Genomic DNA, 25,188 nt, shown 5'->3' with positions numbered 1-25,188 from the left:
CACTCCTCTTTAACCCAATGACCTTTAGCAAACGCCCTCTCTAACCAAATAGCAGATAGGTTTGATTATCTACAGAGATGCTTTTCACTTGCGTATTGAACACCGACTCAAGCTGCTCGGGAGTAAGAACTTGTTCTGCACTACCTGATGCTTGAAGTACACCTTTGTCGAGCAACAACACTTGGTCTGCGTGTCTTAGGGTTCTGTTCAGGTCGTGATTGGCCATGATCACCGCAATGCCCTTCTCTGCCACTCGAACAATCAGCTTGTATAACAAGCCTTCTTGAGCAATATCCAACGGAGCTGCGGGTTCATCGAGGATCAGCAGCTTTGCGTAAGGATTAAGCGTCGGCCAAATTTGCAGGCACATTCCGGCCAAACGTACGCGTTGCCATTCACCTCCAGACAGTGTCTGAATTGAACGATGAAGTTTGTCTGTGATGTCCAACATCTGGCTTATTTCGTCCAAAGCTGCGTTGATTTCAGTATTAAGTCCATGTGATGAACTTGGTAATGAGAGCGCGAGATATTGGAACACTTCTAAGTTGAAGGCAGGCCTTGCGCTTTGACACAGATAAGCACGGTGTAATGATAAGTCTTGTAACGACAACACAGATAAGTCTTGCTCATCGATCTTTATATCGCCTTTGTAACCATCACCAATACCAGATATCGCTTCTAGTAAGGTACTTTTACCGCTGCCATTAGGACCGATGACATGAGTCACCTGCCCTTGCTTGAGCTCAAATGATAGCGGTAATAAACGAGCGCCTACGCTCAGGCTCTTAATTTGAATCATGATTTTTGATTAACATCCAAATGAAGATAGGCGCACCGATACTGGTGGTCATCACACCCAAAGGTAATTCTGCAGAATCAAGTAATGTACGCGCACAAATATCAGCAAACACCAGCAGTGCCGCACCAGCAACCGCGGACAAAGGAAGCAGGTATTTGTTGTCAGTACCAATCGCTAAGCGCAACAAGTGTGGCACAACCAAACCAACAAAACTGATCACGCCACCTAAAGCTACTGCGCAGCCGACTAAAATAGAGACAGCGAAGATCAAGCGCCAGCGTAATCTCGGAACGTTAACACCCAATTGTGCAGCATGAGTCTCGCCAATCATCAGCTTATCGAGCTTGCTACCTTGCAGACACAACCAAATAATCACGGGAATCATCACTAAGGTAAGCGAGTGTTGATACCAAGTCACACCACCCAAACTGCCCATTAACCAATACATCAGCAAGCGAAGGCTTAGGTCATCACTAAAATAGAATGCCCATGTCACCATCGCGCCTGAAAGAATGCCTAACGCCACACCCACCAGCAATAATTTGGCCGTGGTCAGTCGCATCGTTTTGACCATGCTCACCAGAATCACGGTGAAACAGAGCGAGCCTAAAACGGCAGCAATCATGAACAGTTCTGGAGTTGGAGCAAACGGTAAGAAGAACAGCACTATCACCATGGCCAAGCTCGCGCCACCGGAAATACCAAGCACGCCGGGTTCGGCTAATACGTTACCGAGTAAGACTTGCAAACTTGCGCCTGAAACGGCTAATCCAGCCCCGATAGCAATAGCAGCCAATAGTCGAGGTAAGCGTAAATCAATCAGTAGTTTTTGTTCTAACGTGGACAAGGTGCCCAGAGGGGAAATGAAGAGATCGCCAACCATTAGGTAAATTGCACTCAGCGCGACAAGCAATGCTGCCATCAAATAAATGGCTCGCGTCCATTTGTGCTGTTTTTGGTGAAGAAGTTGTTGGAAATCCATATCAAGCTACTTTGAAAATGTTCGCGTAACCTTACCTGTATACCCAAATAAACTCAAGGCTCACACCGTAATGTGAACCTTGATATTTCAACCAGTTGAGTAGTTGTTTTAGTCGATTAAATCCGACTGGATATTAATCGTACACAAGCTGACCGTGGTCGAATCGTGTTTCAACTTCGCACACCATTAAGGCCGCTCGTTGACCAATAGCCACGTTGCGATTTGGGAATACCACGGCTTCGTTTTCATTCTTCGCCATCAATGGTTTATCACCATCATGACCGAACACTTCACCGTGCTTAAACGCGGTAAAATTCTCAACGTCATCAGAGAACATGAAATCAAAGTCATCGTGCAAACGAACAATCGTTCGGCTTACGCGATAGGTAATGGTTTTCTTTGGCAAATGCTCTGGTTCTATTTCAGCAATCAGGTTGCGCATCGCCAGGTCAAAAGCAGTGAGCTTATCAAGCTGGTTCTCACCAATTCGCGCAACCTGCCCTAGCTCCATTGTCAGTGCTTGAGCTGCAAAATTTTCAGCGCTGTACCAACTGAAGGTGCTGGTTGGTGCGTTCGACAACAACACCGCTTCAACATGCGCGCTATTAATGAAATCAAACAGCTCTTTATTGCGAACTTCATGTCGAACCTTGGGGCTCACGGCGAACGAATAATGCTTAGACAAGCGGATCGCACAATGCAGATCGAGGTGCCAGCGAGTGGCAGGTTCCGTTTGTTTATAAAACTCAGTCACTAAGAACTTTAAGTTCTTCGCAATATCCACTTCTCGATTGCTCTCGTGCTGTTTTTCATCAAACAGACGATTCATATTCACATCAAGAAAACGGGTATGCGCGTTGGTTGCTTCAGGGTGAGCGATGATAAACAAGCATCTCGCGTTCACTTCCTGAAAGCCTGTTTCTATATCCTCAATGAGCTTATCGATAAGCTCCATTGGAGAGGTTTCGTCGCCATGAACACCTGTTGAAAAGATGATGTTTTTGGTTTCAGAATTGTACTCTGCGGGAATCACTTCCAATACACCGCGTTGATGAAGCTTAATTTGAACACCGTTACTCAGTACGGTCTGTCCTGCAACCACTTCTTGCTCAAGATCTAGGCTGTCAAAAAGAAATGATTGGCGAAAGAGGGTCTTCGTCATGCGCTACTCCTTAATTGCACGGCCGTATGTTAATAAATTGTACATAGAAATTGTGTTGCTAGGATCGCACTTATCAACAGAAACTCCGTTATCACTCACAAATACTGCCCATATATTTTAGATTTCTTGCTTATCAACAAACCGACGTCTGTTCCAAATAATGATTTTTTAATTCTGTTCTAGATGATCATTTTAAGTTTAGTCATTTCAGCAAGATAAGAGCCACGTAAGCTAACACAGCTCTTACCCGCGATGAACAGATTGAGATCAATTAATCTTTCTGATTCAGTAATCTTTCAAATTCATCAATTTGAACTTTGACCATATCGATGCTTTGTTGCCAAAAATCGGCTTCAGTCAGATCCATGCCAAGGTGTTTTTTTACCACTTCTTCTGCCATCATGCTGCCAGTATCACGAAGCAATGAGACATAATCACCGTAGAATTGTTCGCCCTTAGAATCACGTTGTGCATAAACGCCTTTACTGAATAAGTAACCGAACAGGTATGGGTAGTTGTAGAAGCTCACTTGAGAGATGCTGAAGTGCAGCTTGCTCGCCCAGAAGTAAGGGTCGGCTTCTGTCATTGCATCTCCGTACCAATCTTTCCAAGTGTTTTCCATTAGGTCGCAAAGCTGCTGAGCCGTCAGTTCGCCTTTTTCACGCTGCTCGTAGAAGGCTTTTTCAAATTCGAAGCGAACGGGAATGTTCACCATTAATGCCAAAGAAGAAGAGAGCTCTTCCCACAGCATTTCCAATTTTTCATTTCGTGTTTGTGCTTGCTTCAACAAGTGGTCACGAACAATATTCTCAGCAAAGATCGAAGCGGTTTCAGCAAGTGTCATTGGGTAACGAGTTTGACACAATGGCATGTCTTTCATTACCCAGTTATGGAAAGCGTGGCCCAATTCATGAGCTAGTGTCATTAAATCTGAGCGACTACCACTCCAAGTCATGAAAACTAATGGCGTGCGAGTGGCTGCAAACTTAGTACAGTACGCACCTAGGCGTTTGTTCGCAGCAGGCGCGGCATCAATCCAACCGTTCTCAACCATTAATGCGACAAAATCAGACATCTCTGGATTGACTTCAGAGAAAGCCGTTTTGATCACTTCGATCGCTTCATCAAATGGGTAAACTTTAGATTCATTGTCACCCAGTGGTGGCATCGCGGCTAAATGGTTCCAAGGTTTCATTTCATCCAAGCCGTGAACTCTTGCCATCAACAAACCTGCTTTCTGACCAACAGCTCGATTGGCTTTTGCCACCGACATCATGGTATCTAGCGTTTCTGGTACAATGCGGCTTCCATGCAGGCTTGGATCAAGGAAATGCACATCGCTAATTTTCGAACGCTTTTTGTTTTCCGTCAGTCGCCAACCTGCCAATGCATTTAGAATCGAAGCAAATGACTCTTGATGCGTTTTCATTGCGCCTTGAACAGCACGCCATGCCGTTTCTTGTTTGTCGAACTCGCTGCCATACAACAAACTCGCCGCTTGTGAAAAACCTAGAGTTTCATCTTCGCCGTCCAGCTTTAGTGACAGTTTTAAAGAACCCGTCAGGTTATCGTATAAACGCCCCCATGCATCGCGGCCATCGACTTTCATTGCGGCTAGCAACTGCTCTTCAGCTACACTCAGTCTACTACTTGCAAGTTTACGAGAGCTTTCAATCGCAAACCCTTGCCCTGCTACATCAGCACTATCATGCTCTAAAACGGCATTGATAAATTCCGGCTCAGCATGAATTAACGTATCTTCATAAGGGCTGAACGCTTGAGACATCTCAGAGTTCAGTTTCGCGACACGACCAAGCAATGCTTTCGCTTCAGTATGTGTTGCGTCTACCGATGCGTGACAGTTAGCAAACGTGTTGATGGTGCTAAGTAACGTACCTGCCGCTTCTGAAGTTTGAATCGCGTTTTGCATCGCTAGAATGATGTGGCGCTTTTCAACATGCACATACAAAAGTTCAATACACTGCTGAATGAGTTCAATATCTTGTTCTATCTTCGCATCATCCAGATCGCGATAAGCGATGCTTAGATCCCAACTAGGTGTTGTCATGACAAAATTCCTTTCACGTAAATAGCGATTGTAAGCATCGCTTTATACTTCTAATATTTTTAATAAATTGTTAATTATTAAACTATGTTTCTGAACACTCAGAGAACTGGTAGCCCTATCGACTTTACGCTGACAAAGCTCTGTGCAAACTGAGTGATTTGAATATGGGTTATCGAGGCATTCTCAATCGATAGCTTCGAATACAAACTCGGGTTTTTCCAATCAATATCGAGACAATGTGCCAAGATCATTCGGATCACACCACCATGGGTAACGAGTAATAGATTGTCACTTTCATTGGTCAGAAGTTGCGACCAACCTTGGGTAACCCTGTCATGGAAGTTCTGTAAACTTTCAGCGCCAGACAGCTGATGGTTTGCGGGATCTTCCCAGAAAGTTTCTAACTTTGCCCATTTATCATCAAGCTCATCGAACGCAACACCATCGACTTCACCAAAGTTCATTTCCTGAAATTCAGGCTCAATCGACAGAGGCAAAGCCATACGTTTCGCATATAAGTTGGCTAAGTCGCTGCATCGTCTCAATGGCGAAGTGACAACGCAATCCAGAAAGAGGTTTTGCTCAATCAGCGACTCACAAATACGTTGTTGTATTTCAGTCTGAACCAACACGTCAGAGAAACCATTGAGCGCGGCTTTGCCTTCGACCTTGCCGTGTCTGAGCAAATAGATATTTTTGATGGCTCCGTTTTCCATGAACTCGACCTAACCTTCGGAATGTATAGAGTGGATTGACGGTTTTAAGTTCAACGGCAACCCTGCTGCAATCAATGTAACTCGCTCAACAACACGAGCCAGTGATTGATTCATGCGCCCTGCGTTGTCCACAAATAAACGCGACACTTTGCCCAACGGCACGACACCAAGCCCCACTTCGTTTGAAACCATGATAATTTGCGCCGGGCTTTGCTCTACGCTTTTGACCAATACTTCAACCACAGCTTCAACCTGTTCATTAGTTGCGTCATCACCCAATTCAAATATGACGTTGTTCAACCACAATGTTAGGCAATCAATCAACACCACATCATCTTGGTCAAAAGACTGCAGTTTTTCGGCTAGCTCAACGGGTACTTCATGCTCAGCCCACAGCTCATCACGACGTTGTTGATGGTGCGCGATTCGTTCTCGCATTTCATCGTCTAAATAAGTGGCTGTCGCAATATAATGTAGGCGTCCATTTGAACATGCTTCCAACGCACATAATGCTTGTTGCTCTGCAAAACTCGACTTGCCAGAACGAGCTCCCCCCAATACCAGGAGGCTGCTTCTCTGACTTGCTTGATTAATTTGACTAGCTTGATTCGTGTTTGTCATAAGAAGCCATTAAAGAAAACCATTGTAAAAAGCAGCAGTGAACACAAGGTAAATCAGTAACTCCATCAACTGTTGAGCTGCACCCAAGCAATCTCCAGTGAAGCCACCAATTCGAGCCATCAACCACTTTTTGAAACCTGTTCTGAACAGATAGGCAACGACAGATAAAATCAAAGCGAATTCAAGACCAAACCACAGGCTAGGTAATACGCCTACAAGCAAGAGAAAAACGAGCTCGCCCTTAGTTTGCTTGTTGGCCAATGGCTTGCTTTTACTGGTATCCAAATCGCTAACATAAGGCATGTCGTAAATCAGCGATGCAGCAATCGCACGGCTAAAGGTGTAGCTCGTCACAATGACCAAAAACAATCCAGTCATGCTGATGAGTTCATTGAGCAGAACCCACTTGCCAAGCAGAGCCATGATCAGCGCAGACGCGCCGTATGTACCGATGCGGCTATCTTTCATGATGGTCAAGCGGCGTTCTAAAGTCATGCCACCACCAATGCCATCCGCCATGTCGGTCAAGCCGTCCTCATGGAAAGCGCCAGTGAGCATCAAGCTAAAACTCATCATCAAAAAGATGGCCACTGCACTCGGCAGTACCGTATCGAGTAACAAGAATACACCGCCACACAGAACACCAAGTAACAAACCAACCGTTGAAAAGTAGCGTCCAGAACGATTCATTCGCTCTGATGAATAGGGAGTATTCTTCGGCATTGGCAAACGAGAAAAGAAGCCCATCGCCAATGTAAAAAGCTCCCACTGATAAGTAGCTCGATCTTTTAATGATCTTTCTGGTGCATCACTCATTAAACCGTGACTCCAGCACTTTCGAAGCTCGCCATGTTGTTATAGAACTCAGCTGCCGCACGAATAATTGGCATAGCCAGTGCAGCGCCTGTGCCCTCGCCCAATCTCAATCCAAGATCGAGCAGTGGCTCAGCGTCTAGCAGCTCTAACAAAATTTTGTGCCCCGATTCTTCAGAGCGATGCGCAAAGATCATGTAATCACGACAATTCGGGTCAATTAGGGTCGCGACATACGCAGCGACTGATACGATAAAGCCATCGACCAACACAGGGGTTTTGTTTTGGTACGCACCAAGGAAAGCACCGACCATTTGAACTATCTCAAAGCCGCCTACTTGAGCAAGTACTTCTTTAGGATCTAAACCTTTGCAACGAGCAACACCTTGTTTCACAACCACTTTCTTGTGTTCCAGTTGTTCACAGCTAATCCCTGTACCTAAACCAACGCACTCCTGCGTGGGGCGATTAGCTAATGCACTCAAAATCGCTGACGCACTGCTGGTATTGCCAATGCCCATTTCACCAAACATGATGATATTAGTGCCATTCGAAATGGTTCTAGAAGCAAGCTCTGCACCCAATTCAATCCCACGTTCCATCGTTTCTAAACTCATTGCCGCTTCGTTGGCAAAGTTATTGGTTCCCGTACCCAAGCGCTGTGAAATTAACATGTCGCTATCGGATTCGACTGGTAACAAAATCCCAGTATCCACCACCGTAATATCGATGTTGTTCACCGCGCAAAAGCAATTAATCGCTGCGCCGCCGTTTAAGAAATTCAACACCATCTGTTGTGTGACAGCACTTGGGCCAATACTCACGCCTTCGTCAGCAATGCCATGGTCGCCAGCAAATATGATGATACTTGGCTTGTTCAATTCGATGTGTTCAACCGCAGCTTCTTTGCCTTGGCTCTGAATCAATGCCAGTTGATGTGCAACCTTTTCTAGTAGGCCAAGCGCACCGAGTGGCTTGGTTTTTTGGTCAATGCGATGTTGGATGTAGTGCGAGTGTTTGGTATCTAACATAAATTGAGGAGTACTTAAATTTAAGAAAACGAGTTTGAGAGCGCTTATTCTGCTTGAGCTAAATGGGTAAACTATTTAGGGCGAGCGACAGAGAACACATTGGAAAGCGTGGCGTATTCACCCCCGCCCAATCGAGATAAAGGATCCAGTGCTAACGCATCGATCTTAAGACGCTCACTGTCTTTGTCGATGACATCCTCCGATATATACACGGCCTCAACTTGAGCAAAGATAAGGCTTTGTGGCACCTCTCCAACTTCTTTTACTTCGTACAAGGTGCAGCCAAAAGCGACCGCGCACTCTTTTACTCTCGGTAAAGAAAAGCCATCAAATTCAACCAACTCGATATTATTCGCAGTCACTTCTGATTCACCATGATCAAGTGTGGCCGCTGTTGCTGTTATTGCTTCTGCAGAGCTTGCTGATGCTATATGAATGACAAGCTTACCTGTTTCGAGCGAATTGCGAGTCGTATCCTTAATCTCACCACTTGGCTTCTTACCAACGGACAGCATTAATAAAGGCGGGTTACTCGATACTGGAGTGAAATAAGAGAAAGGCGCTAAGTTGAACTCTTGTTCTGAAGATTCCGTCAATGCCCACGCAATAGGGCGAGGAACAACGGTTTGTGTCATCAGGTGATAAATCTGAGTGGGAGCAAGAGTATCAAGCTTGAGGTTCATAGCACGTCCTTGTCTATGTGAAATTCAAATCAGTTTACGTGTTAAAAAGAGTCGTATCTATGGCTATCTGGCAGAAAATGCAGAGAGTGTTCTTTATTTGAACAAATACACCTCATTATTTCTCAAATTGAGAATCAAAAAGACATAAAAGTAACACTAAGCAACCACTTAAAAGAAAAATCAATAACTTACGTTTTGGCACCGATTATGCTTTAAATAAAGTAACTTATTAACCTCTCTCCGTTGGTAAGTTAACAACAAAGTAAGTTAAGCAATAAGGTAACAAGTATCAAAAGTGATTGCCCTCACTAAGAAACAAAAATCGACTGCTAAACAACAGACACAAAGAAAGAGATAAAGATTTAGGAGGTGTAATGTTCGTAAACCAAAGCAAAAAAAAACCAATTAAATCAAAGAAGAAAAACAGTAAAAAGGTGAAGAAACTCCCACTAGCCTTCACCTAGAAAGTGAAAAGCCCGTTGCCCAGCGGGCTTTTCGCTGTTTGGTGCTTTATGTCCAAACATCCAGTGACCAACACCTGTCACCCTTCACCATCACTGGATTACTTTGCCGCCATCATTGTTTTGTGTAAGTTTTGTTCGCTTAAAATTCAAACACTGTTTATATTAAACAAGCACTTGCAAAGCGTTAAGGATAGCTATGAGTATTTCTGGAGACAAAACATCGGTCGTAGTGGCTGGAGCAACTGGGCTAATTGGACATCATGTCATGACGTTACTTATCGACGAGCCCGCGGTCGAAAAAATCTATGCCTTATCCCGAAGAGCATTAGATTCGCAGTTCAGTTCCAAAAAACTCCGTACTCTTATTCACAGTGACTTGCAGATAACGAGCTGGGATGACGCAAAAACAACTCCAACACTTGGCGTTATCTGTTTAGGCACCACCAAGAAAAAGGCCGGGTCAAAAGAAGCGCTACGTAAAGTAGATGTTGAATTAGTCAGCCAGGTTGCTCAATCGATGAAATTTCTCGGCGTTCAAAGAGTCGCAGTAGTCTCCAGCTACGGCGCTTCAATTGATTCCTATTCACACTACCTTCGTTGCAAAGGGCAAATGGAACAGAACTTAAAACGAATTGGTTTTAAACAACTATTTATTGCTCGTCCAGGGCCACTTGTTGGTGAAAGAGATGAACCCAGAGCTGACGAAAAGCTTCTGCAACGTGTTTTCCCTCTCCTCTCTCCCTTTATGTTTGGTAAGTTCAAAAACCTGCGCCCTATTCAATCGAAAGATGTTGCTCAAGCCATGTTGTTCAGATTATTCGAAAATAACTTCCAAAATGTAGAAATTTACTCGTCAAGTAACATGCTCAATTTATTGGCAAAATATCGCTAAAAAGCTCACCTATTCACCACAATGTTGAATATCCACTCATCTTATTAGGTGGATATTACTAATTGTTCTATTAAATTACTTTTCCTTATTTTACGTTTTATAACAGAACGTTATTTTAGCGGCAGTACTTGCACCTATACATCCAGGTGCCTAATCGATTTAGAGCTATTCATAAGGAAAGCAAATGTCATTTTCAGCTATCGCTGCATTAGCGGTATTCACGGGTATCCTCTTTTTTCTCTACGGACAACAAAGAAAAGAAAACACGTTATCGCGTTTAGTTCTATTCGGTTTAGTCTTCGGTAGTGCTTTTGGTCTTGGCCTTCAGCTTCTATTTGGCGAAGGTAATCCGGTAATCAAAGAAACTTTAGACTGGGTAAACATTGTTGGTCGCGGTTACGTTGGCCTACTGAAAATGGTGATCATGCCATTGGTATTGGTTTCAATGATTGCGGCAGTCGTGAAACTTGAAAAAGGCGGTTCGCTAGGCAAGATATCTGGTATCACGATCTCTGTATTGTTAGCAACAACAGCGATTTCTGCGATTGTGGGTATTGCGGTCGCTCAAGCATTCGGCCTTTCGGCTGAAGGCTTAACAGAAGGTGCTCGTGAGACAGCTCGTATTGCAACACTAGAAAGCCGCATGGGAAGTGTTTCAGACCTAACTATTCCACAAATGCTGGTTAGTTTCATTCCGACTAACCCGTTTGCAGATCTAACGGGCGCTCGCTCTACGTCTATCATTGCGGTTGTTATCTTCGGCGTTCTAACAGGTATTGCTGCTCGTAAAGTAATGGCTGAGAAAGAAGAGCTAGAATCACCGATCCGTACTTTCGTTGACGCTGCGCAATCTATCGTTATGCGCTTAGTTAAGATGATTATGGCACTCACGCCATACGGCATCGCTGCGTTAATGGCGAAAGTTGTAGCAACATCAAGCGCTTCTGACATCCTAAGCTTACTGGGCTTCATCGTTGCTTCTTACGTCGCAATCATCCTGATGTTTGTTGTCCACGGTGTGTTGGTTTCTTTTGTTGGCGTAAACCCGAAGGAGTACTTCCAAAAAATCTGGCCAGTACTAACGTTCGCTTTCACATCACGTAGTTCTGCTGCAACGATTCCACTTAACGTTGATGCTCAAATCACTAAGCTAAATGTGCCACCAGCGATTGCTAACCTGTCTGCAACGTTCGGCGCGACGATTGGACAGAATGGTTGTGCGGGTATTTACCCTGCAATGCTAGCAGTAATGGTTGCGCCAACAGTCGGCATCGACCCAATGGACATCAACTTCATTCTGTCTCTGATTGCGATTATTACGGTGAGCTCATTCGGTATCGCGGGTGTGGGTGGCGGTGCAACGTTCGCGGCGCTTATCGTACTACCAGCGATGGGCCTTCCTGTAACTATCGCGGCACTGCTTATCTCTATCGAGCCACTTATCGATATGGCACGTACAGCGCTTAACGTATCTGGTGCAATGACAGCCGGTACAATCACCAGCCGCCTATTAGGTAAGAAGGACAAGCAACAAGATCTGGAACAAGCGAACGCTTAATAGGTTCGATTGATTCATTAACTTGAGTCTCGTTAAACAAAAAACCGATGCCCACGCATCGGTTTTTTATTATCTGTCTTTTATCAGAGTCACTTTGTAAACGGCAGAACTTAAAGCAACAACTGAATCACTTTCTCAGCCAGTGCTTCATCGTCATCTTCACTCAATCCACTGATACCAATAGCGCCAATCACCTGCCCCTTTATCTCAATGGGAACACCACCTTTAAAGCCAGTGATCTTTGGGTCGGTCCAGTAACTTAAGTCTTTACCAGTTTCTCTCGCCCAAGCGCCTAAGTTACCGCTTGGCTGCCTGTCTCTTGCAGACGTGTAAGCTTTGTTCTGTGCTAACAATCCGGCTTGTACACTCACATTATCCGTGCGAATAAACGCCAGTAACTCACCATGCGTATCACACACGCTCACCGCGATTGCTTGTTGATTATGCTCTGCAATGTTGAGAGCGCTAGACATCAATTGCTTTACGAGCTTTTGATTCAACATACTCATTCCTTAAGGCAGTGCTTGACCACGCGAATACACGTATAAGTTGTACCACTCTTCACGAGACAGATTTATCTGAGTCGCTACTGCCGAAGCTTTGATTCGCTCTAAATTAGTCGTGCCAATAACAGGCTGAATACTTGAGGGATGACGAAGCAAAAATGCCAACACAATCGCTTCACTTTCTACGCCATATTGGTTCGCTAACTGAGCTACGTAATGCGCGGTCTTTTTCACGTTGTCATGTTCTGAATACAAACCTTGCTCAGCAAATCGACCTTGCGCCAAGCAGCCCCACGCTTGTAATTGAATCCCCTTCATTTGGCAATGCTCAAGTGTACCTGCAGCAAAATCAGATTGATGGTGACCTTGCGAGTTGATCATCACACCATCATTCAACCAATCCAATTTAGCTAAACTCATCTCAATTTGGTTTGCGACAATGGGTTGCCCAAGCGCAGATTGCAGGTACTGAATTTGGTGGCTGTTCATGTTAGAGACACCGAAGAAATCGACCTTTCCCTGAGCTTTCAGGTTCTCAAGCATTCTTGCCAACTCATCGAGTTCCATGAGCGGATCAGGGCGATGCAAAAGCAACACGTCGAGCTTTTCTGTATTCAATCGGTTGAGAATGCCGTCTACCGATTGGCTTACCCAATCTGCCGAGAAATCATAGCGACCAACATTGCCCTCGCCTTCAAAACGAATACCACATTTAGATTGAATGAATATCTGATCACGTAATTCAGGGGCTTGTTGCAGTGCTTGACCAAAAGCTTGCTCTGCTTTGCTGAAGGTATAAATGTCTGCATGGTCGAACAGATTGATTCCTGACTCTAATGCTGTGTCGATTACGCTGCGTGTTTGCGCTGCATCAGCCGCCGTTACTGGATTATTATTCCAGCCACCACCTAATCCCATGCAGCCGTAGGCAACCTGCCCGACATTCGGTAGATAGTTTGATAACGGAATGCTCTTTTTATCATTCGTTTTGTTTGTAGATTCAATGCTGTTCGTCATACCTGATCTCGCTTTGAAGATTTGATGCCAATAAATATGCCTCTATCATATTGTTCTTTTTAGAAAACAGAATATGCTATTTACGAAATGATTGTTTTATATGGCGAACAATGGAACTAACCAGTTTTGAAGGCATACACACATGAACGAGCACAAGAGAATAGAACGACTGATCCTATTTGTAGAACTTGCTCAGCAACTTAACTTTACCAAAGCAGCCGAAAAGCTCGGTATCTCTAAGAGCTACCTTTCTGAGCAGATCAAACGTTTAGAGAATGATTTACAGTGCCCTCTTTTGGTCAGAACCACGCGCAGTGTTCGTTTAACCCAAGAAGGCGTACGCGCGTTACAACAAGGCTTAACGATTCGTTCTCAAGTGTTGCAGCTTGAACGTAGCGTTTCAGAGCAGCATGACATCGTAAAAGGTCTATTGCGTCTCACCGCGCCAAAGATGTTTACTGAGGTATATCTATTCGATATCTGCCAACAGTTTAGGCAGCAATATCCAGAGATCCGTTTTGAGATAAATAGCAGCTACACCAACTTTAATCTCAACCAAGATGATATCGATATCGCGTTTCGCGCCACCAATACCCCACCAGACAACATGGTGGCGAAACATTTGATTAACTATCAGCATGATTTAGTCGCAACGCCCGGTTATCTTGATCAATTTGGTCGTCCAACCAATGTGAGTGACTTAAGTGATCATCAATGCTTAGCAACGCTGCATCAAACCGAGTGGCCTTTAAAGTCTGCAAATATTGATGTGTCCGGCTGGCTTTCAAGTAATGACAATCACTTACTTAAGCAACAAGCCATGGTAGGAAGCGGTATTATTCGTATCGCGAGTTACTACGTTGCGAAAGAGGTTGAGCTTGGAGAGTTAGAACGAGTGCTGCCTAATGAATGTCTGCCACAAGGCAATAGTATTTACCTGTTCTATCCGCAAGTTATTTATCCGGCAAAGAAACACCAAGTGTTCGTTAAATTTGTTCAGAATTACTTTGAAAGCTTAAGTCGATAAAATGATGCACAGCTCACTAGGGCTTGTTGGTTTCATCTGGCCAACATATTCGTCGTAGCGAGCTCTACTTCAACCTCTTCGGCTGAATGTGATACCAGTGAAAGTCGACTATATGGCCGATCTACTTTCAAGCCTACTCGTCCTAGTTCTTTTATTTTTTCTTGCTCTTACATTTACATTAATACCTAAACATTCACTCTACGAATCGTTTTTTATTGACTTAAAAATGAAATCATAACGACACACTAATTTGCGTAACTTAGGGTGCAAATAGGCAATCATATTACAGTGCCTATCAGGAGGATGTATGAAACCAAATCGATCTACGGTACTCACTGGACATGTAAAGCACTGCCCATGCTGTTCTACCGAACTGGTCATTAAAGACCACATTCATGTTTGCCCGCGTAATGAAATTGGCGACTGTTACTTCGATGGCTATGACCAACACGAGCAACGTGCTAATACCGATTTCATCGATCATGCAAGTACCAATGATAGCCTTGTTTACGGCATGTCAGAGCATTAAGTGTTAGTCCACATTTGCTTAAGTCATTTCGCGCCAAAAAAAATGCAGCGACAATCGAGTGATTGTTCGCTGCATTCTTAGATCCTGTAAACTTAGCTAGCCATTAGAATGGAGCTAGGTAAAACGGATTACCACATTAGATCATCTGGGATCACAAAGTCTTTGTACGGGTCGTCTTCGTCTACTTCATCTGTGCTGCCTGCCTGCGTATCAACGATAGATTCTTCGTCGCGCATAGCAATCTTGTTCGCTACTGCTGTTGGAATAACAACATAGCTCTCGCCTTGACGAGCAATACTTAGAATGCCTTTACTTAGTTGCTTTTGAGTCAGCTCTTCTACGTAAAGGTATTTAACTAGCGTACCGTCGGTGAAGTTGTATTTGATCTCACCGTTCTTCTGTTCGATCTTGTTCATCTCAATCAGTTGCTTCACTTGAGCTTTAATTTCTTTGCTCAACTGCTGTTCTTTCAACTGTTGGTTTAGCTCTTTGTCTTTCGCTTGCTGCGCCAGTTTAGTTTCTTCTGCTGCCGCTTTTGCTTCACGAGACTGAACGCGAGACTTTTTAGAGCCTTTTTTCGCCTTCTTTAATTTTTTCTCATTTACCAAGCCAGCTTTAAGCATTTGCTCTTGGAGTGTTAACTTTGCCATGACTTTCCCAGTTCAGGATTAAAAACGACACTATCATACCTGTTTTTGAGGAATCTGTTTACTGAACAATGGCAAAATTTTTGCTGGTAGAGCAAGGCGGTTAGCGTTATTCCTTATCGTGATTCACAGCATCCATTTCTGGTTATTTACCGACCTATGATTTCCACAAAAACACCCACTAGTGACTTACCCTCATACCCAATCCTTCCTCTATTTTTTAGCGTGCGCGCGTATCACTTATCATTCAGGCAAAGCAATATGTTAATTTTCAATGAGTAATATAATTTATAAAACCATGGCATATATCTAATATTTGGGTAATTCCCATAGAGTTATAACTCCAATGTCACAACTCTTTACTACGTTATTCTTTAAACCAATCAGTAAGGATAACGTAAAAATGAAAACTCAATGGGCTTGCCTTAGTGCAATACTTGCATCTGCTTCATTCATTTCAACCTCGGCTATTGCAGATACCGATGTGTACCTGACCAATAACACTAGCCAAGCAATGACGATTCAAACCAATCACACAGGTACCGACCAGCTTCAATTCGGTGATGAGTGGCAACAGCATGTTGAACAGATTGGCCCTTGGGAGACGAAGAAGCTGATCAGTTTCAATCGCTGGACTGGTGTGAAATCTGGGAAGACCTACGAGTTTGACACTGTAGTATCGAACGCTGTCGGTGAGAGCCTCACGCTCAACCAAACCATGAAGGGACATTGGTATAACTCGACACTACAACATGGCCTAAGTGCTGCAGATGTCAACCTAACGCTGCATGACGACCGTAATATTCATCGCAGCACGACCGATGCATTCGGGGTCAATGCAGAGCTAGCACTTAAAGCCGATTCTACGGCGCGCTACGATGATATCTATTACACCATCACCCCACCAAAAGTGGATGAGCAACCAGAGCCAGGTGCCAATACACTCAAAGTCATGACCTACAACATCTGGGCGCTACCTGCCATCGCTTCTCACATCGGTGATCGTTACGACCTCATTCCTCAATACGTTAAGGGCTACGACGTGTTAGCGCTTCAAGAAGTGTTTGCCAACGGACGAGATGAGTTCCTGCGTGAACTAGCAAAAGAGTATCCTTATCAAACCAAGATGCTCAATAAAGATGGCATCAACATCTATGACGGCGGCGTGATCATTGTGAGCCGTTACCCTATCGTCAATGAAGCGCAATACGTGTTCCCTGATTGTACAGGCACAGATTGCTTCGCTGACAAAGGCGTGAATTACGCTGAAGTCATCAAAAATGGTCAGGCTTACCACGTGTTTGGCACTCACACGGCATCATTCGATACGGACACGGCTCGTGACTACCGACAGCGCCAATTTAAACAAATGCGTCAGCTTGCTCAATCACTGGAAATACCAACTTCAGAAACGGTTATTTACAGTGGTGACTTCAACGTGAACAAGCTGAAGTTCCCAGGCGACTACCAGCAGATGTTCGCTAACCTACAAGCCGCTGAGCCGGAGTATTCAGGTTATACCGCTTCAACCTTTGATCCTCGCATCAATAACTTTGCTGGCGAACCTATGTCTGGCGGGGAAAATGTTGAATACTTGGATTACGTGGTGGTGAGTTCGGAGTACGCGCAAAAAGCTCACAACAATAACCGCGTTGATGTTCCTCGCTCTACAAGCAGTGAATTATGGAAGCACTACAACCTTTCAGACCACTTCCCTGTCAGTGCTGTCATCAAGTAGCGCGGTAAACGGATAATGCATCGAGTTATATTAACCCTAATGCTCGTCGCTGTGACGAGCATTGTTGGCTATTCATGGTCATCAAAATCGATTGAAGCATCGCAATCTTCTGTCCAACACACAGAAGCAAAAAAGCACGTTTCTAAAACGACTGATGACAATAGTCCCCCATCAAAGACAGCAAGCTTTTCAGACAATACCGTTTCGCAAGGAAAACAAGTCCAAGCTGAAAACCTTCACGGAAAAGCGTATGCAGAAGACCTAATTGAACTTGAAAGTAAGGTGCTGCTTGATGAGCTCGATGAGTTTTGGACGCTTTGCCAACAAGTGGGCAATTGCACTGAACAACTCGCGCAGTTGAAATCTGAATTACCGATAGAATGGTTTGAACTATTGAGTGATTACCCGAAGCTCTCTGCTGATTGGCAAGTAAGGGAAAGTACGATTCCGCTCGAATCCATAGAAACTCTTGAAGAGCGTGTTGCCCTATTCAAACAATCTGCACAGCAAGTATGGGGAGAGTTGGCCCACCAGCTATTCGCAGACCAGTTTGCACATCTAGATTTTACGCTCGACGCAAACACCCTTAAAGAAAACGAAGCGAGCCAGTTTTTGGCCAACTATCAATATTTACTTAGTGAATGGCAAAACAATACGGGCACATTAAACGCCGAGACAGCGCTTCAAAAATATGAACTGGCAGTCTCTTTGATACCCAGCAGCTATAGCCCTGCTGAAATAGTTTCACTCAAAGCCGACCTTCAAGAGACCTACTTAGATGAAATGCAAGCCAGCAACATTACCGCAAGAGAACACCAAATCGCGAAACAGCAACAAACAGTGATGACTTACCACGAGCAACTGGATCAGCTCAAAGCGACCTTAGACTCTCAGCGTTCCTCAAGTTATGCCACTTGGACTCAACAAGATTGGGACAGTTACTATCAGCAGCAAGTATCCGATTTCAGGGAGCAATTTTTTAGCAAGTAACGCTTTAACTTAAACCGTCACGAAACTGCGCAGGTGTTTTATTGAGCCAACCTTTAAACGCCCTTCTGAAGTTTGCAGGGTCGCTATAACCGAGCCTTTCACCGATGTCATCAATGCTCATGGTTGTACCGAGCAATAGTTCTTTAGCGAGTTCCACTCGAACTTCGGTAAGCAATATTTGATAACTGGAATCATGGGTCACTAGCTCTCGCCTGAGCGTGCGAGAGCTACACCCAAATTCGTCAGCGAGTTGTTCAATATTCGGGAAACTGCCTGCAGTTTGATAAAAAATCGTTTTGATCTGGTTAGTCAGCAGATGCTCAGAGTCCAGCGTTTTCACTATCGACTGGCAAGACGCGAGATAGCGCTTCAGTGTCGCAGCATCATGAGTCAATAAGGTTTGTGATAAAACCGAGACATCAAAACGCAGTTCACAATAGTTTTGCTCAAAAATCACCGGGCACTGGAAGCGGTTGTCATAAAGCTTGGTGTAATTGGGACGAGCGTAAGGCAAAGCCAAAGTATGAATATCCAACTCATGACCAGTCAGTTCTTTGAACAAAGAGACGATTGAACTTAAGAAGTACTCACTACAGAAAGGAAGGAGATCACCCACTTCCAAGGTGTTCTCGATCTGAATCACAGCTTGCTCGGAATCTAGAAACAATTTAACCGAGAAGATAGGCCCATTCAGGCGCAAATACTTGAAGCCCGACTTGATGGCCTCCCCGACATTTTGACTGGTTGATAGCGCATAACCCAACACACCAAAGTGACTTAGACTTGCATGCTCTCCCAACCAAAGACCTAGACCATCGTGAGGAAAACTCTGATTAGCCGCGCTAAACAACGCAAGTTTATCAGCGTAAGTCAGCTTTCCATTCGGGTCTCGCCAATCCATGGCTTCCAAACCCACATCCATGAGTAGCTTTTCAATATCGATAACTCGTTGCTCTAAGGTATTCAACAGTAGCGCGATATCTAATGTGCCCAACTGATGCCGATGTGCGGTTGGCTTATACTCCGCGATAATCTCCAATCGTCTCTCCTTATATCTAACCCATTCCCATAAGCATGACTACTCAGCTTCAACAACACTGCTGACAAAATCGTGATTGGTAACGTGCTCTTGTCCGAATATGACCTCCCAATTCTACGCTACTCATCGCACAATGGCTTTAATTGTTAAATTTATGTGAACCATCGCAATGATAAAAACGAACCCTGCCCCACACAGTTTGATTGATTCTAATGGTCAGCCGATCATTGGACATTTAGATGGCATCCCAAAACAACTGAACATCGAGAACTTTGACTACCGAAACTCGATGGATTCAAAAGCAGGTCCTTGGCAGAAGCACTTTCACTACAAGCAATTTCAATTTGTCAGCATCGTCACCGGCACGCACATTATTGGTGCCGCTATCGCGGATATTCGCTACTTAGGTTCTGCGTTTTGTTATGTGTACGATATCGAGAGTAACAAACTAGAAGAGTGTTCATGGTTACGACCACTGGGTGTTGATAAACAAGTAACACCTTCACCATTTAAAGGAAAGACAAGCATTGCAAGCCAAAGTATGACTTTCGACATCGAAGACGGACAATGGCAAGTTCACTTGAATACCAAACTCATCAAGGCCGATATCGCTTTAAAGCCTGAAGCCGAAAGCTTGCCCATGGCGATGTGCAGCCCAACGGGTTATTCAGGTTGGACTTACACCCAAAAGCACAATGCTGTGCGAATAATCGGAGACATCCAAATCAAGGGCACATCATTAAACCTCACGCAAGCTCTTGCTGGGTATGACTTTTCAGCAGGCTACATGAGGCGTGAAACCAGTTGGCGCTGGGCAAGCATCAACACTCAATCCAATGGCACTGATATTGGCCTGAACCTCGCAGCGGGCGTCAATGAAACTGGAGGCTGCGAAAACGTATTGTGGGTAAATGGAACCAGACACTTACTTAACCCGGTACAGTTTACGTTTAGTCGCCAAGATACAAACTTGCCTTGGCAGATAACATCACAAGATGGACGTATAAACCTGATCTTTACGCCCTTAAATAACCGCAGCGAAAAGCTCAATTTATGGCTGTTAAAGAGTAACTTTCGTCAGTTCATTGGTCACTTTTCTGGCTCAATTCAAGACAACGACGGCATAACTCATCAACTCGATGGCGTTCTTGGCCTAACGGAAGATCACTTTGCTCGCTGGTAAGCCTCTACCTAAAAAATAATACGCTAAACCAATTCATCAACTCAGTCAGACATTACACAACTATCGCGCCACAAGGATTAGCGAATGGACATCGACTCATTGATCAATCACCCAGAATGGCTGCTGTTAGTATTGGCGCCCTTGTTCGTAATCTGTATGTTGGCCGAATATTTCATTGGTCAGAAACAAGGCCGATTACCGAGCAATTCTCATTACAAACTGCCAGAAGTGATGTGTAATTTCGTGTTAGCAGGCATGCATCAACTCTCCGACTTATTAACTGGTTTATTCGTGGTTCAGCTGTATCTTTGGCTATTCGGCTGGCGCTTAATGGACATTGAGATGGGCGTGCTGAGTTTTGTTGTATTGATGGTGTTACAAGATTTTTTCTATTACTGGTTCCATAGATCAAGTCATCGTATTCGCTGGATGTGGGCCGCGCACGTCGCACACCACAGTTCAGAAAAAATGAACTTTAGCACAGCTTTTCGTCAGAGTTTGATGTACCCATTCGCAGGCATGTGGCTATTTTGGGTACCGCTCGTCATCATAGGTTTCGACCCTAGATGGGTGATCTTTGTGGTGCTTCTGAATTTAGGTTTGCAGTTCTTCGTCCATACACAATGGATACGAAGCTTGGGGCCACTTGAATACATCTTTAACACCCCTTCGCATCATCGAGTACATCACGGCAAAAACCCGCAATACATCGATAAGAACTACGCTGGCGTTTTGATCATTTGGGATAAGTTGTTTAGTACGTTCGAACCTGAAGTTGAAACTGTACGTTACGGCGTCACTAAACCAGTAAACAGTTTTAACCCGATAGTGGTTACCTTTCAAGAATGGAAGGTTATATTCAAAGATTTGAGGAGCCGAAAGTTGACCATGAAACAAAAAATCCAATTGATACTCTCACCTCCTTCAGATTAATCAAAGCGATCGGATTTAGTACACCTTATGAAAATCAATTAGGTTGAATGTGAGGTCACTTACCCAGAAATCTCCGTTCAAGTCGGCGCCTTGCACGTATCGCTTGTCTCCCATTTCTAAAGTCACAATGTATTTGCCCGCGATGAGCCCCTCTACCATGTAAAAGCCATCACTCTCAATTTCGCTCGAATACTCAGTGCCTTTCTGAATGTGTTTAAAGTGCAGATAAGCATTGTTTTCTATGTCGCCTTCTACTGTGCCATCGACACCAAATGACACCACCATTTCAATGTGTGCATGAGTCAGGCCTACCTGTTTGGTATTCACAAATACAGGGTTTTGTATTGGCGTTAGGTTCAAGTCAAGCGCTCCCTCATCTACGTAGATAGGTAGACTATCTCTGGCTGGGACGCTGGTGAATTCAAATCGGCCTTTTGCGTCACTGACTGCTCGTTGATCCAAGATTTGTAGGCTTACCCCTTGTATGGGCTGTTTGTGGTGATCGTAAACAATCCCAGTTAGCTTTGAATGATTGTACTTATTCCACTCAACAAACTCTCCGATGTTCTCATCAAAATAGGTTTTCGCGCCAAATTCAGTGGTCATTTCTACGCCGTATCTGTCTTCATTTCCTTCTAACTTGAACACGAAATAAGGATTCACACGTGCTTCTACCGAAGCCGTAAACGAGATATCCTGCTTTTGATACCGGGCTGATACGTTAGTGGTGAGTTCTTGGAAAACATTAAGCGGATCCAATACACATTCTTTGCAGGCATTCCTTAGAGAGAGTTCCGTGCGTTCATGGTGACCAGACCCATTGACCGTTCCTGACACATTCCACGACGTGTCTGAAAAACCACTTTTGGCCAAACCAATGGTGTGTAAATAGTCATCTTGATGAGAAACCTTGGTGTAGCGATAATCACCTGAATATGACAGAAACAGATTGCGCGAGACCTTGGAATTCAGTTTCGGCTCAACACTCAATTCATCTTCGTCGTTTCTCACTGTTAGAAATGCCGTAATGTTGGCAAGAGACAGATTATATTTGAACACATCGTATTCCATCGACTCCAAGTCCAACTCGTCAGTTTTATTGAGTTCAATAGAGGCAGACTGGTCGCTGCCCAGCAAAACATCAAACTCCATTGGAAAACGATTAAAGTCCGGCAGCCAACCAATATGGCCCGCAAACCAATGTGTTGGTAAGTATCGCCCCTGCAAGCCGATAAGATCTTTTCCATCTTGCCTAATAAAAGCACTGCCCACCGTGAAGTAATCAGCCAAACCATATTCCAGTGACACTGCACCCGCTCGGTCGGCCCCTTCGTTACCAACCACTTCAACGCCCCACTCATTACTAGGCAAGAATGCATCTTCTAAACCCGCGACCGTAATCTCTTCTTCTCTCCACACACCTTTGGACAAGTAATAGCGGAACTTAATAGTGTCGCCAGGGGAAATATTGTCTTCTTCGACAACAAAACGTCCAAATTCATCAGAGCGATAGGTGTTTTGATAAATTCCGTTTACCAGTACATCGATACTGATATTCGGTTCAGTCGTACGCTCTAATTGCAGGTTACCAAACTCCAACTGACGCTTTCTATTGGTGTAGTAAAGACCATCTTCTAGGGTTTGATTAACGGTAAAAACACTGCCATCTAACAGCACATGCCCTACTTCTAATGACCCTTCGCCGTCATGCGCTTCTACCGCGATATTGTAATAAACGACAGGGTTATCTTCGCGAGTATCGATTGATAACCGCGACAAGGAATGTTCAGTCGTTAATAGAGTGTCAGAGATAGCGTAAACGTCGGTGCCTGTCTCACTGTCCTGATAAACAGAGGTAGCAAATCGAGCCGCTAACCCCACACTAGCCAGTGGTTCAATAGCAGGGATATTACCAACCTGTTTTAAGGCTTCTGCTTTTTGTCGAGACTCGCTCTTTATCTTAGAGATGACAGCTTCGAGCTCAGTCAGTGAACTGAATTCAGGAGTAACAGTAAGGCGATAATCATCAATGTCCCAACGGACTTTAGCAGGGATACAGGCTTGCAAACTGTACCAATGTATATAGGTTTTCGAGTCAATCACTTCGTATTTGATCGTCTGGATATTATTGTCATCTCGATAACAGATGGCTTGTTGGGTATCCACGATATACGGCGGTGATTCTCTTCCTACATCTTGCGGTAAGTAGATTTCACAGTACCCGCTTTCATCACACTGGCCATTCATTTCTAACAAATAAAAGGCCGCATTGGAGATCGAGATAAACGGCTCTTCGTATTCATCCATCATTACGCGATAAAAACTGTCACCCACTCTCCCGACTCGAACTTCAATGTGCGCGGGGTAAAGTTCGCTTGCATCATCACTAGGTGATGACTGTGCACCTAAAGGTAACAAAGACAAGAATAAAGAGAGCGACAAGAGAACTTGCCAGACCATGTGTTTGAACATTCTGTTTTACACGATTCGCTATTACGACACAGGATCTGGTTGGAACGATATCAACCGCACAAATGCCAAAAACACAAATGTCACAAACACAGACGTTAACAGCATACACGGCACCAAGAATGCAAACATTACAAAATGCATTCGTGCAGCGACTGATCGTCTTGAAGCAAAGACACCTTGGATCCTATAGGGAAAGATTTCGTTAGCTCAGCATTACGCAGCAACACCAATTTTTCGCTGTGATCATCGACATTCAACTTAGCATTGAACTGAAAGTTACCATCGTTGCGAATGGTAAGGCTCTGGTTTTCACAAGTAAACTTTACGTCTTGTATCTGCTTACCTTTCTGCACATAAACAGGCACGTAGCTGTTTATGTGAAAGTTAAGCTGGAATGCTGACCCATTATTGGATTGGCCCTTAGCCGACAAATCCAATTCAGATAACTCTTTCGCCTTTGCGATAGGAGAAAACCACAAGTAAGCACGGTACTCGCCGTCAGGCATATCATCAGGAAGCGCGTTCATACGCAGACGAACTGTACGTCTTTGATTAGGTTTTAGCTCTCGAATAATAGGTGGTGACACCTTGATCCAATTGGCGATATTTTCAGACTCCGTCACGTTTGCATCGGTTCGTACCAAGCCAGTGGCCTTAATTGGACGATAGATCGGTTTAATCTCAAGACGAATGGGTTGATCAGAATTGTTTTCAACCACGATTTTTTCCGTCACAGATGTATCAGCATCTAAAACAAAACGAGTTGGCGCGATAAGGAGTTGGGCATGAGCTTGAGCAGAGAAGAGTAAGCCGAGGACACATGAGATGAACAACTTCATTTATAATTAACCTCAAAAGGGATAGTACTGGTGTAAATGCCAGCAGGATGATTAGCGCCAATTTTCACTTTTGCACCAATACACAGTAATTTGCTTCTTCCGTTACTTTGGATTTTTGCTCTACCTCGTTTTGATAAACCACAACCAAAATAAAACTTTCGAATACGGAGACGTTTAGATTTACGTGAGTGATTGAGGTATTGTTTAGACGGGAGAGATACCACAATTTTCTTGCCTGGTTCTCCTTCAGCGTAAAAACGCACCACATAGACCTGACCATTGGCTGGATTTGCATCTGCATTTTGTCCTGATCCAGAAATATACATACCCGGAAATTTCACTTCCATATTTTCAGGAATAATTTCTAAAGCATGAAATGGACTTGAATAAATAATTAGGCCAATACAGGCAACGTATTTTAAAAAAAAGTTCATAGTAAAAACGGCTGATAAGTAACAGCCGTAAGTATTAGACTTGTT

General features: G+C 44.1%; 24 protein-coding genes. 8 read left to right on the top strand and 16 right to left on the bottom strand.

Features of this window, described 5'->3' with window-relative positions; translation table 11 throughout:
* Positions 1-40: 40 nt before the first annotated feature.
* The 9 genes from btuD to ACFI6G_RS01650 all read right to left on the bottom strand — a co-directional run bounded on the left by btuD (position 41) and on the right by ACFI6G_RS01650 (position 8,875).
* Complete coding sequence (btuD, locus tag ACFI6G_RS01690) at positions 41-799, bottom strand: vitamin B12 ABC transporter ATP-binding protein BtuD (protein ID WP_016768035.1); 759 nt, start codon at positions 797-799, stop codon at positions 41-43.
* Positions 786-1,781 (bottom strand): vitamin B12 ABC transporter permease BtuC, encoded by a 996-nt coding sequence (gene btuC / locus ACFI6G_RS01685; RefSeq protein ID WP_010441197.1) that lies wholly within the window; start codon positions 1,779-1,781, stop codon positions 786-788. Before btuC ends, btuD begins: the two co-directional genes overlap by 14 nt.
* A gap of 133 nt (positions 1,782-1,914) precedes the next feature.
* Positions 1,915-2,943, bottom strand: a complete 1,029-nt coding sequence (locus ACFI6G_RS01680) for a succinylglutamate desuccinylase (RefSeq protein ID WP_010441198.1) — start codon at positions 2,941-2,943, stop codon at positions 1,915-1,917.
* A 271-nt stretch (positions 2,944-3,214) separates the two neighbouring features.
* Entirely contained in the window at positions 3,215-5,011 is a 1,797-nt protein-coding gene (locus tag ACFI6G_RS01675) for a M3 family oligoendopeptidase (RefSeq protein WP_010441199.1), read from the bottom strand.
* A 98-nt stretch (positions 5,012-5,109) separates the two neighbouring features.
* Positions 5,110-5,727, bottom strand: coding sequence for a histidine phosphatase family protein (locus ACFI6G_RS01670; protein ID WP_010441200.1), 618 nt, complete (start codon positions 5,725-5,727; stop codon positions 5,110-5,112).
* A 9-nt stretch (positions 5,728-5,736) separates the two neighbouring features.
* On the bottom strand, positions 5,737-6,348 hold the full coding sequence (gene cobU / locus ACFI6G_RS01665) for a bifunctional adenosylcobinamide kinase/adenosylcobinamide-phosphate guanylyltransferase (RefSeq protein ID WP_010441201.1): 612 nt from the start codon (positions 6,346-6,348) through the stop codon (positions 5,737-5,739).
* A gap of 9 nt (positions 6,349-6,357) precedes the next feature.
* Positions 6,358-7,164, bottom strand: a complete 807-nt coding sequence (locus ACFI6G_RS01660; protein WP_372047052.1) for an adenosylcobinamide-GDP ribazoletransferase — start codon at positions 7,162-7,164, stop codon at positions 6,358-6,360.
* The gene (gene cobT / locus ACFI6G_RS01655) at positions 7,164-8,192 is read right to left on the bottom strand and encodes a nicotinate-nucleotide--dimethylbenzimidazole phosphoribosyltransferase (protein WP_010441204.1); all 1,029 of its coding nucleotides are present in this window, start codon (positions 8,190-8,192) and stop codon (positions 7,164-7,166) included. The genes ACFI6G_RS01660 and cobT overlap by 1 nt, the downstream gene beginning before the upstream one ends.
* Positions 8,193-8,263: 71 nt before the next feature.
* The gene (locus tag ACFI6G_RS01650; protein WP_010441206.1) at positions 8,264-8,875 is read right to left on the bottom strand and encodes a flavin reductase family protein; all 612 of its coding nucleotides are present in this window, start codon (positions 8,873-8,875) and stop codon (positions 8,264-8,266) included.
* A 660-nt stretch (positions 8,876-9,535) separates the two neighbouring features.
* Here ACFI6G_RS01650 and ACFI6G_RS01645 point away from each other — a divergent pair.
* Together ACFI6G_RS01645 and ACFI6G_RS01640 are read left to right on the top strand one after the other, a co-directional pair.
* The gene (locus ACFI6G_RS01645; RefSeq protein WP_016768028.1) at positions 9,536-10,231 is read left to right on the top strand and encodes an NAD-dependent epimerase/dehydratase family protein; all 696 of its coding nucleotides are present in this window, start codon (positions 9,536-9,538) and stop codon (positions 10,229-10,231) included.
* 184 nt (positions 10,232-10,415) lie between these two features.
* Positions 10,416-11,789: an L-cystine transporter gene (locus tag ACFI6G_RS01640; protein WP_010441208.1), complete on the top strand. Its 1,374-nt coding sequence runs from the start codon at positions 10,416-10,418 to the stop codon at positions 11,787-11,789.
* A gap of 110 nt (positions 11,790-11,899) precedes the next feature.
* Here ACFI6G_RS01640 and ACFI6G_RS01635 read toward each other — a convergent pair whose 3' ends face one another.
* Together ACFI6G_RS01635 and ACFI6G_RS01630 are read right to left on the bottom strand one after the other, a co-directional pair.
* Positions 11,900-12,292 (bottom strand): GlcG/HbpS family heme-binding protein, encoded by a 393-nt coding sequence (locus tag ACFI6G_RS01635; protein WP_016768027.1) that lies wholly within the window; start codon positions 12,290-12,292, stop codon positions 11,900-11,902.
* Positions 12,293-12,301: 9 nt separating this feature from the next.
* A complete protein-coding gene (locus tag ACFI6G_RS01630) occupies positions 12,302-13,312 on the bottom strand; it encodes an aldo/keto reductase (protein WP_016768026.1) in 1,011 nt (336 codons plus the stop codon).
* 142 nt (positions 13,313-13,454) lie between these two features.
* Between ACFI6G_RS01630 and ACFI6G_RS01625 the strand changes: the two genes are divergently transcribed.
* Together ACFI6G_RS01625 and ACFI6G_RS01620 are read left to right on the top strand one after the other, a co-directional pair.
* On the top strand, positions 13,455-14,339 hold the full coding sequence (locus ACFI6G_RS01625) for a LysR family transcriptional regulator (protein ID WP_016788740.1): 885 nt from the start codon (positions 13,455-13,457) through the stop codon (positions 14,337-14,339).
* Positions 14,340-14,646: 307 nt separating this feature from the next.
* A complete protein-coding gene (locus ACFI6G_RS01620) occupies positions 14,647-14,868 on the top strand; it encodes a hypothetical protein (RefSeq protein WP_010441212.1) in 222 nt (73 codons plus the stop codon).
* A 128-nt stretch (positions 14,869-14,996) separates the two neighbouring features.
* Here ACFI6G_RS01620 and ACFI6G_RS01615 read toward each other — a convergent pair whose 3' ends face one another.
* On the bottom strand, positions 14,997-15,518 hold the full coding sequence (locus ACFI6G_RS01615) for a DUF2058 domain-containing protein (protein ID WP_010441213.1): 522 nt from the start codon (positions 15,516-15,518) through the stop codon (positions 14,997-14,999).
* 400 nt (positions 15,519-15,918) lie between these two features.
* On the opposite strand from ACFI6G_RS01615, the gene ACFI6G_RS01610 reads away from it, so the two are divergent.
* The gene (locus ACFI6G_RS01610) at positions 15,919-17,253 is read left to right on the top strand and encodes a sphingomyelin phosphodiesterase (protein ID WP_046208900.1); all 1,335 of its coding nucleotides are present in this window, start codon (positions 15,919-15,921) and stop codon (positions 17,251-17,253) included.
* Positions 17,254-17,292: 39 nt separating this feature from the next.
* On the top strand, positions 17,293-18,243 hold the full coding sequence (locus ACFI6G_RS01605) for a chromosome partitioning protein ParA (protein ID WP_462710135.1): 951 nt from the start codon (positions 17,293-17,295) through the stop codon (positions 18,241-18,243).
* 4 nt (positions 18,244-18,247) lie between these two features.
* On the opposite strand, the gene ACFI6G_RS01600 is transcribed toward ACFI6G_RS01605, so the two are convergent.
* Positions 18,248-19,282, bottom strand: coding sequence for an AraC family transcriptional regulator (locus ACFI6G_RS01600; protein WP_372047048.1), 1,035 nt, complete (start codon positions 19,280-19,282; stop codon positions 18,248-18,250).
* A 169-nt stretch (positions 19,283-19,451) separates the two neighbouring features.
* On the opposite strand from ACFI6G_RS01600, the gene ACFI6G_RS01595 reads away from it, so the two are divergent.
* Both ACFI6G_RS01595 and ACFI6G_RS01590 read left to right on the top strand, forming a co-directional pair.
* Positions 19,452-20,465: a DUF2804 domain-containing protein gene (locus tag ACFI6G_RS01595; protein WP_010441218.1), complete on the top strand. Its 1,014-nt coding sequence runs from the start codon at positions 19,452-19,454 to the stop codon at positions 20,463-20,465.
* An 84-nt stretch (positions 20,466-20,549) separates the two neighbouring features.
* On the top strand, positions 20,550-21,398 hold the full coding sequence (locus ACFI6G_RS01590) for a sterol desaturase family protein (protein ID WP_016768020.1): 849 nt from the start codon (positions 20,550-20,552) through the stop codon (positions 21,396-21,398).
* A 15-nt stretch (positions 21,399-21,413) separates the two neighbouring features.
* Here the strand turns inward: ACFI6G_RS01590 and ACFI6G_RS01585 are convergent, their stop codons facing one another.
* The 3 genes from ACFI6G_RS01585 to ACFI6G_RS01575 all read right to left on the bottom strand — a co-directional run bounded on the left by ACFI6G_RS01585 (position 21,414) and on the right by ACFI6G_RS01575 (position 25,143).
* Complete coding sequence (locus tag ACFI6G_RS01585) at positions 21,414-23,870, bottom strand: carboxypeptidase-like regulatory domain-containing protein (RefSeq protein ID WP_372047046.1); 2,457 nt, start codon at positions 23,868-23,870, stop codon at positions 21,414-21,416.
* A gap of 128 nt (positions 23,871-23,998) precedes the next feature.
* Positions 23,999-24,709 (bottom strand): fimbrial biogenesis chaperone, encoded by a 711-nt coding sequence (locus ACFI6G_RS01580; protein WP_010441221.1) that lies wholly within the window; start codon positions 24,707-24,709, stop codon positions 23,999-24,001.
* On the bottom strand, positions 24,706-25,143 hold the full coding sequence (locus ACFI6G_RS01575) for a DUF4402 domain-containing protein (RefSeq protein ID WP_016786202.1): 438 nt from the start codon (positions 25,141-25,143) through the stop codon (positions 24,706-24,708). Before ACFI6G_RS01575 ends, ACFI6G_RS01580 begins: the two co-directional genes overlap by 4 nt.
* Positions 25,144-25,188 lie beyond the last annotated feature (45 nt).

Source organism: Vibrio sp. PSi01 (assembly GCF_054960695.1).
This window is presented reverse-complemented; position numbering and strand designations above follow the sequence as displayed.

Bases quoted from the DNA above. Each gene is read 5' to 3' on its own strand.
- ACFI6G_RS01595 (WP_010441218.1), top strand. From the start codon at position 19,452: ATGATAAAAACGAACCCTGCCCCACACAGTTTGATTGATTCTAATGGT.
- ACFI6G_RS01615 (WP_010441213.1), bottom strand. From the start codon at position 15,518: ATGGCAAAGTTAACACTCCAAGAGCAAATGCTTAAAGCTGGCTTGGTA.
- ACFI6G_RS01590 (WP_016768020.1), top strand. From the start codon at position 20,550: ATGGACATCGACTCATTGATCAATCACCCAGAATGGCTGCTGTTAGTA.
- ACFI6G_RS01675 (WP_010441199.1), bottom strand. From the start codon at position 5,011: ATGACAACACCTAGTTGGGATCTAAGCATCGCTTATCGCGATCTGGAT.
- ACFI6G_RS01660 (WP_372047052.1), bottom strand. From the start codon at position 7,164: ATGAGTGATGCACCAGAAAGATCATTAAAAGATCGAGCTACTTATCAG.
- ACFI6G_RS01670 (WP_010441200.1), bottom strand. From the start codon at position 5,727: ATGGAAAACGGAGCCATCAAAAATATCTATTTGCTCAGACACGGCAAG.
- btuC (WP_010441197.1), bottom strand. From the start codon at position 1,781: ATGGATTTCCAACAACTTCTTCACCAAAAACAGCACAAATGGACGCGA.
- ACFI6G_RS01575 (WP_016786202.1), bottom strand. From the start codon at position 25,143: ATGAACTTTTTTTTAAAATACGTTGCCTGTATTGGCCTAATTATTTAT.
- ACFI6G_RS01650 (WP_010441206.1), bottom strand. From the start codon at position 8,875: ATGAACCTCAAGCTTGATACTCTTGCTCCCACTCAGATTTATCACCTG.
- ACFI6G_RS01620 (WP_010441212.1), top strand. From the start codon at position 14,647: ATGAAACCAAATCGATCTACGGTACTCACTGGACATGTAAAGCACTGC.
- btuD (WP_016768035.1), bottom strand. From the start codon at position 799: ATGATTCAAATTAAGAGCCTGAGCGTAGGCGCTCGTTTATTACCGCTA.
- ACFI6G_RS01635 (WP_016768027.1), bottom strand. From the start codon at position 12,292: ATGTTGAATCAAAAGCTCGTAAAGCAATTGATGTCTAGCGCTCTCAAC.
- ACFI6G_RS01630 (WP_016768026.1), bottom strand. From the start codon at position 13,312: ATGACGAACAGCATTGAATCTACAAACAAAACGAATGATAAAAAGAGC.
- cobT (WP_010441204.1), bottom strand. From the start codon at position 8,192: ATGTTAGATACCAAACACTCGCACTACATCCAACATCGCATTGACCAA.
- ACFI6G_RS01640 (WP_010441208.1), top strand. From the start codon at position 10,416: ATGTCATTTTCAGCTATCGCTGCATTAGCGGTATTCACGGGTATCCTC.
- ACFI6G_RS01605 (WP_462710135.1), top strand. From the start codon at position 17,293: ATGCTCGTCGCTGTGACGAGCATTGTTGGCTATTCATGGTCATCAAAA.
- cobU (WP_010441201.1), bottom strand. From the start codon at position 6,348: ATGACAAACACGAATCAAGCTAGTCAAATTAATCAAGCAAGTCAGAGA.
- ACFI6G_RS01645 (WP_016768028.1), top strand. From the start codon at position 9,536: ATGAGTATTTCTGGAGACAAAACATCGGTCGTAGTGGCTGGAGCAACT.
- ACFI6G_RS01680 (WP_010441198.1), bottom strand. From the start codon at position 2,943: ATGACGAAGACCCTCTTTCGCCAATCATTTCTTTTTGACAGCCTAGAT.
- ACFI6G_RS01585 (WP_372047046.1), bottom strand. From the start codon at position 23,870: ATGTTCAAACACATGGTCTGGCAAGTTCTCTTGTCGCTCTCTTTATTC.
- ACFI6G_RS01610 (WP_046208900.1), top strand. From the start codon at position 15,919: ATGAAAACTCAATGGGCTTGCCTTAGTGCAATACTTGCATCTGCTTCA.
- ACFI6G_RS01625 (WP_016788740.1), top strand. From the start codon at position 13,455: ATGAACGAGCACAAGAGAATAGAACGACTGATCCTATTTGTAGAACTT.
- ACFI6G_RS01580 (WP_010441221.1), bottom strand. From the start codon at position 24,709: ATGAAGTTGTTCATCTCATGTGTCCTCGGCTTACTCTTCTCTGCTCAA.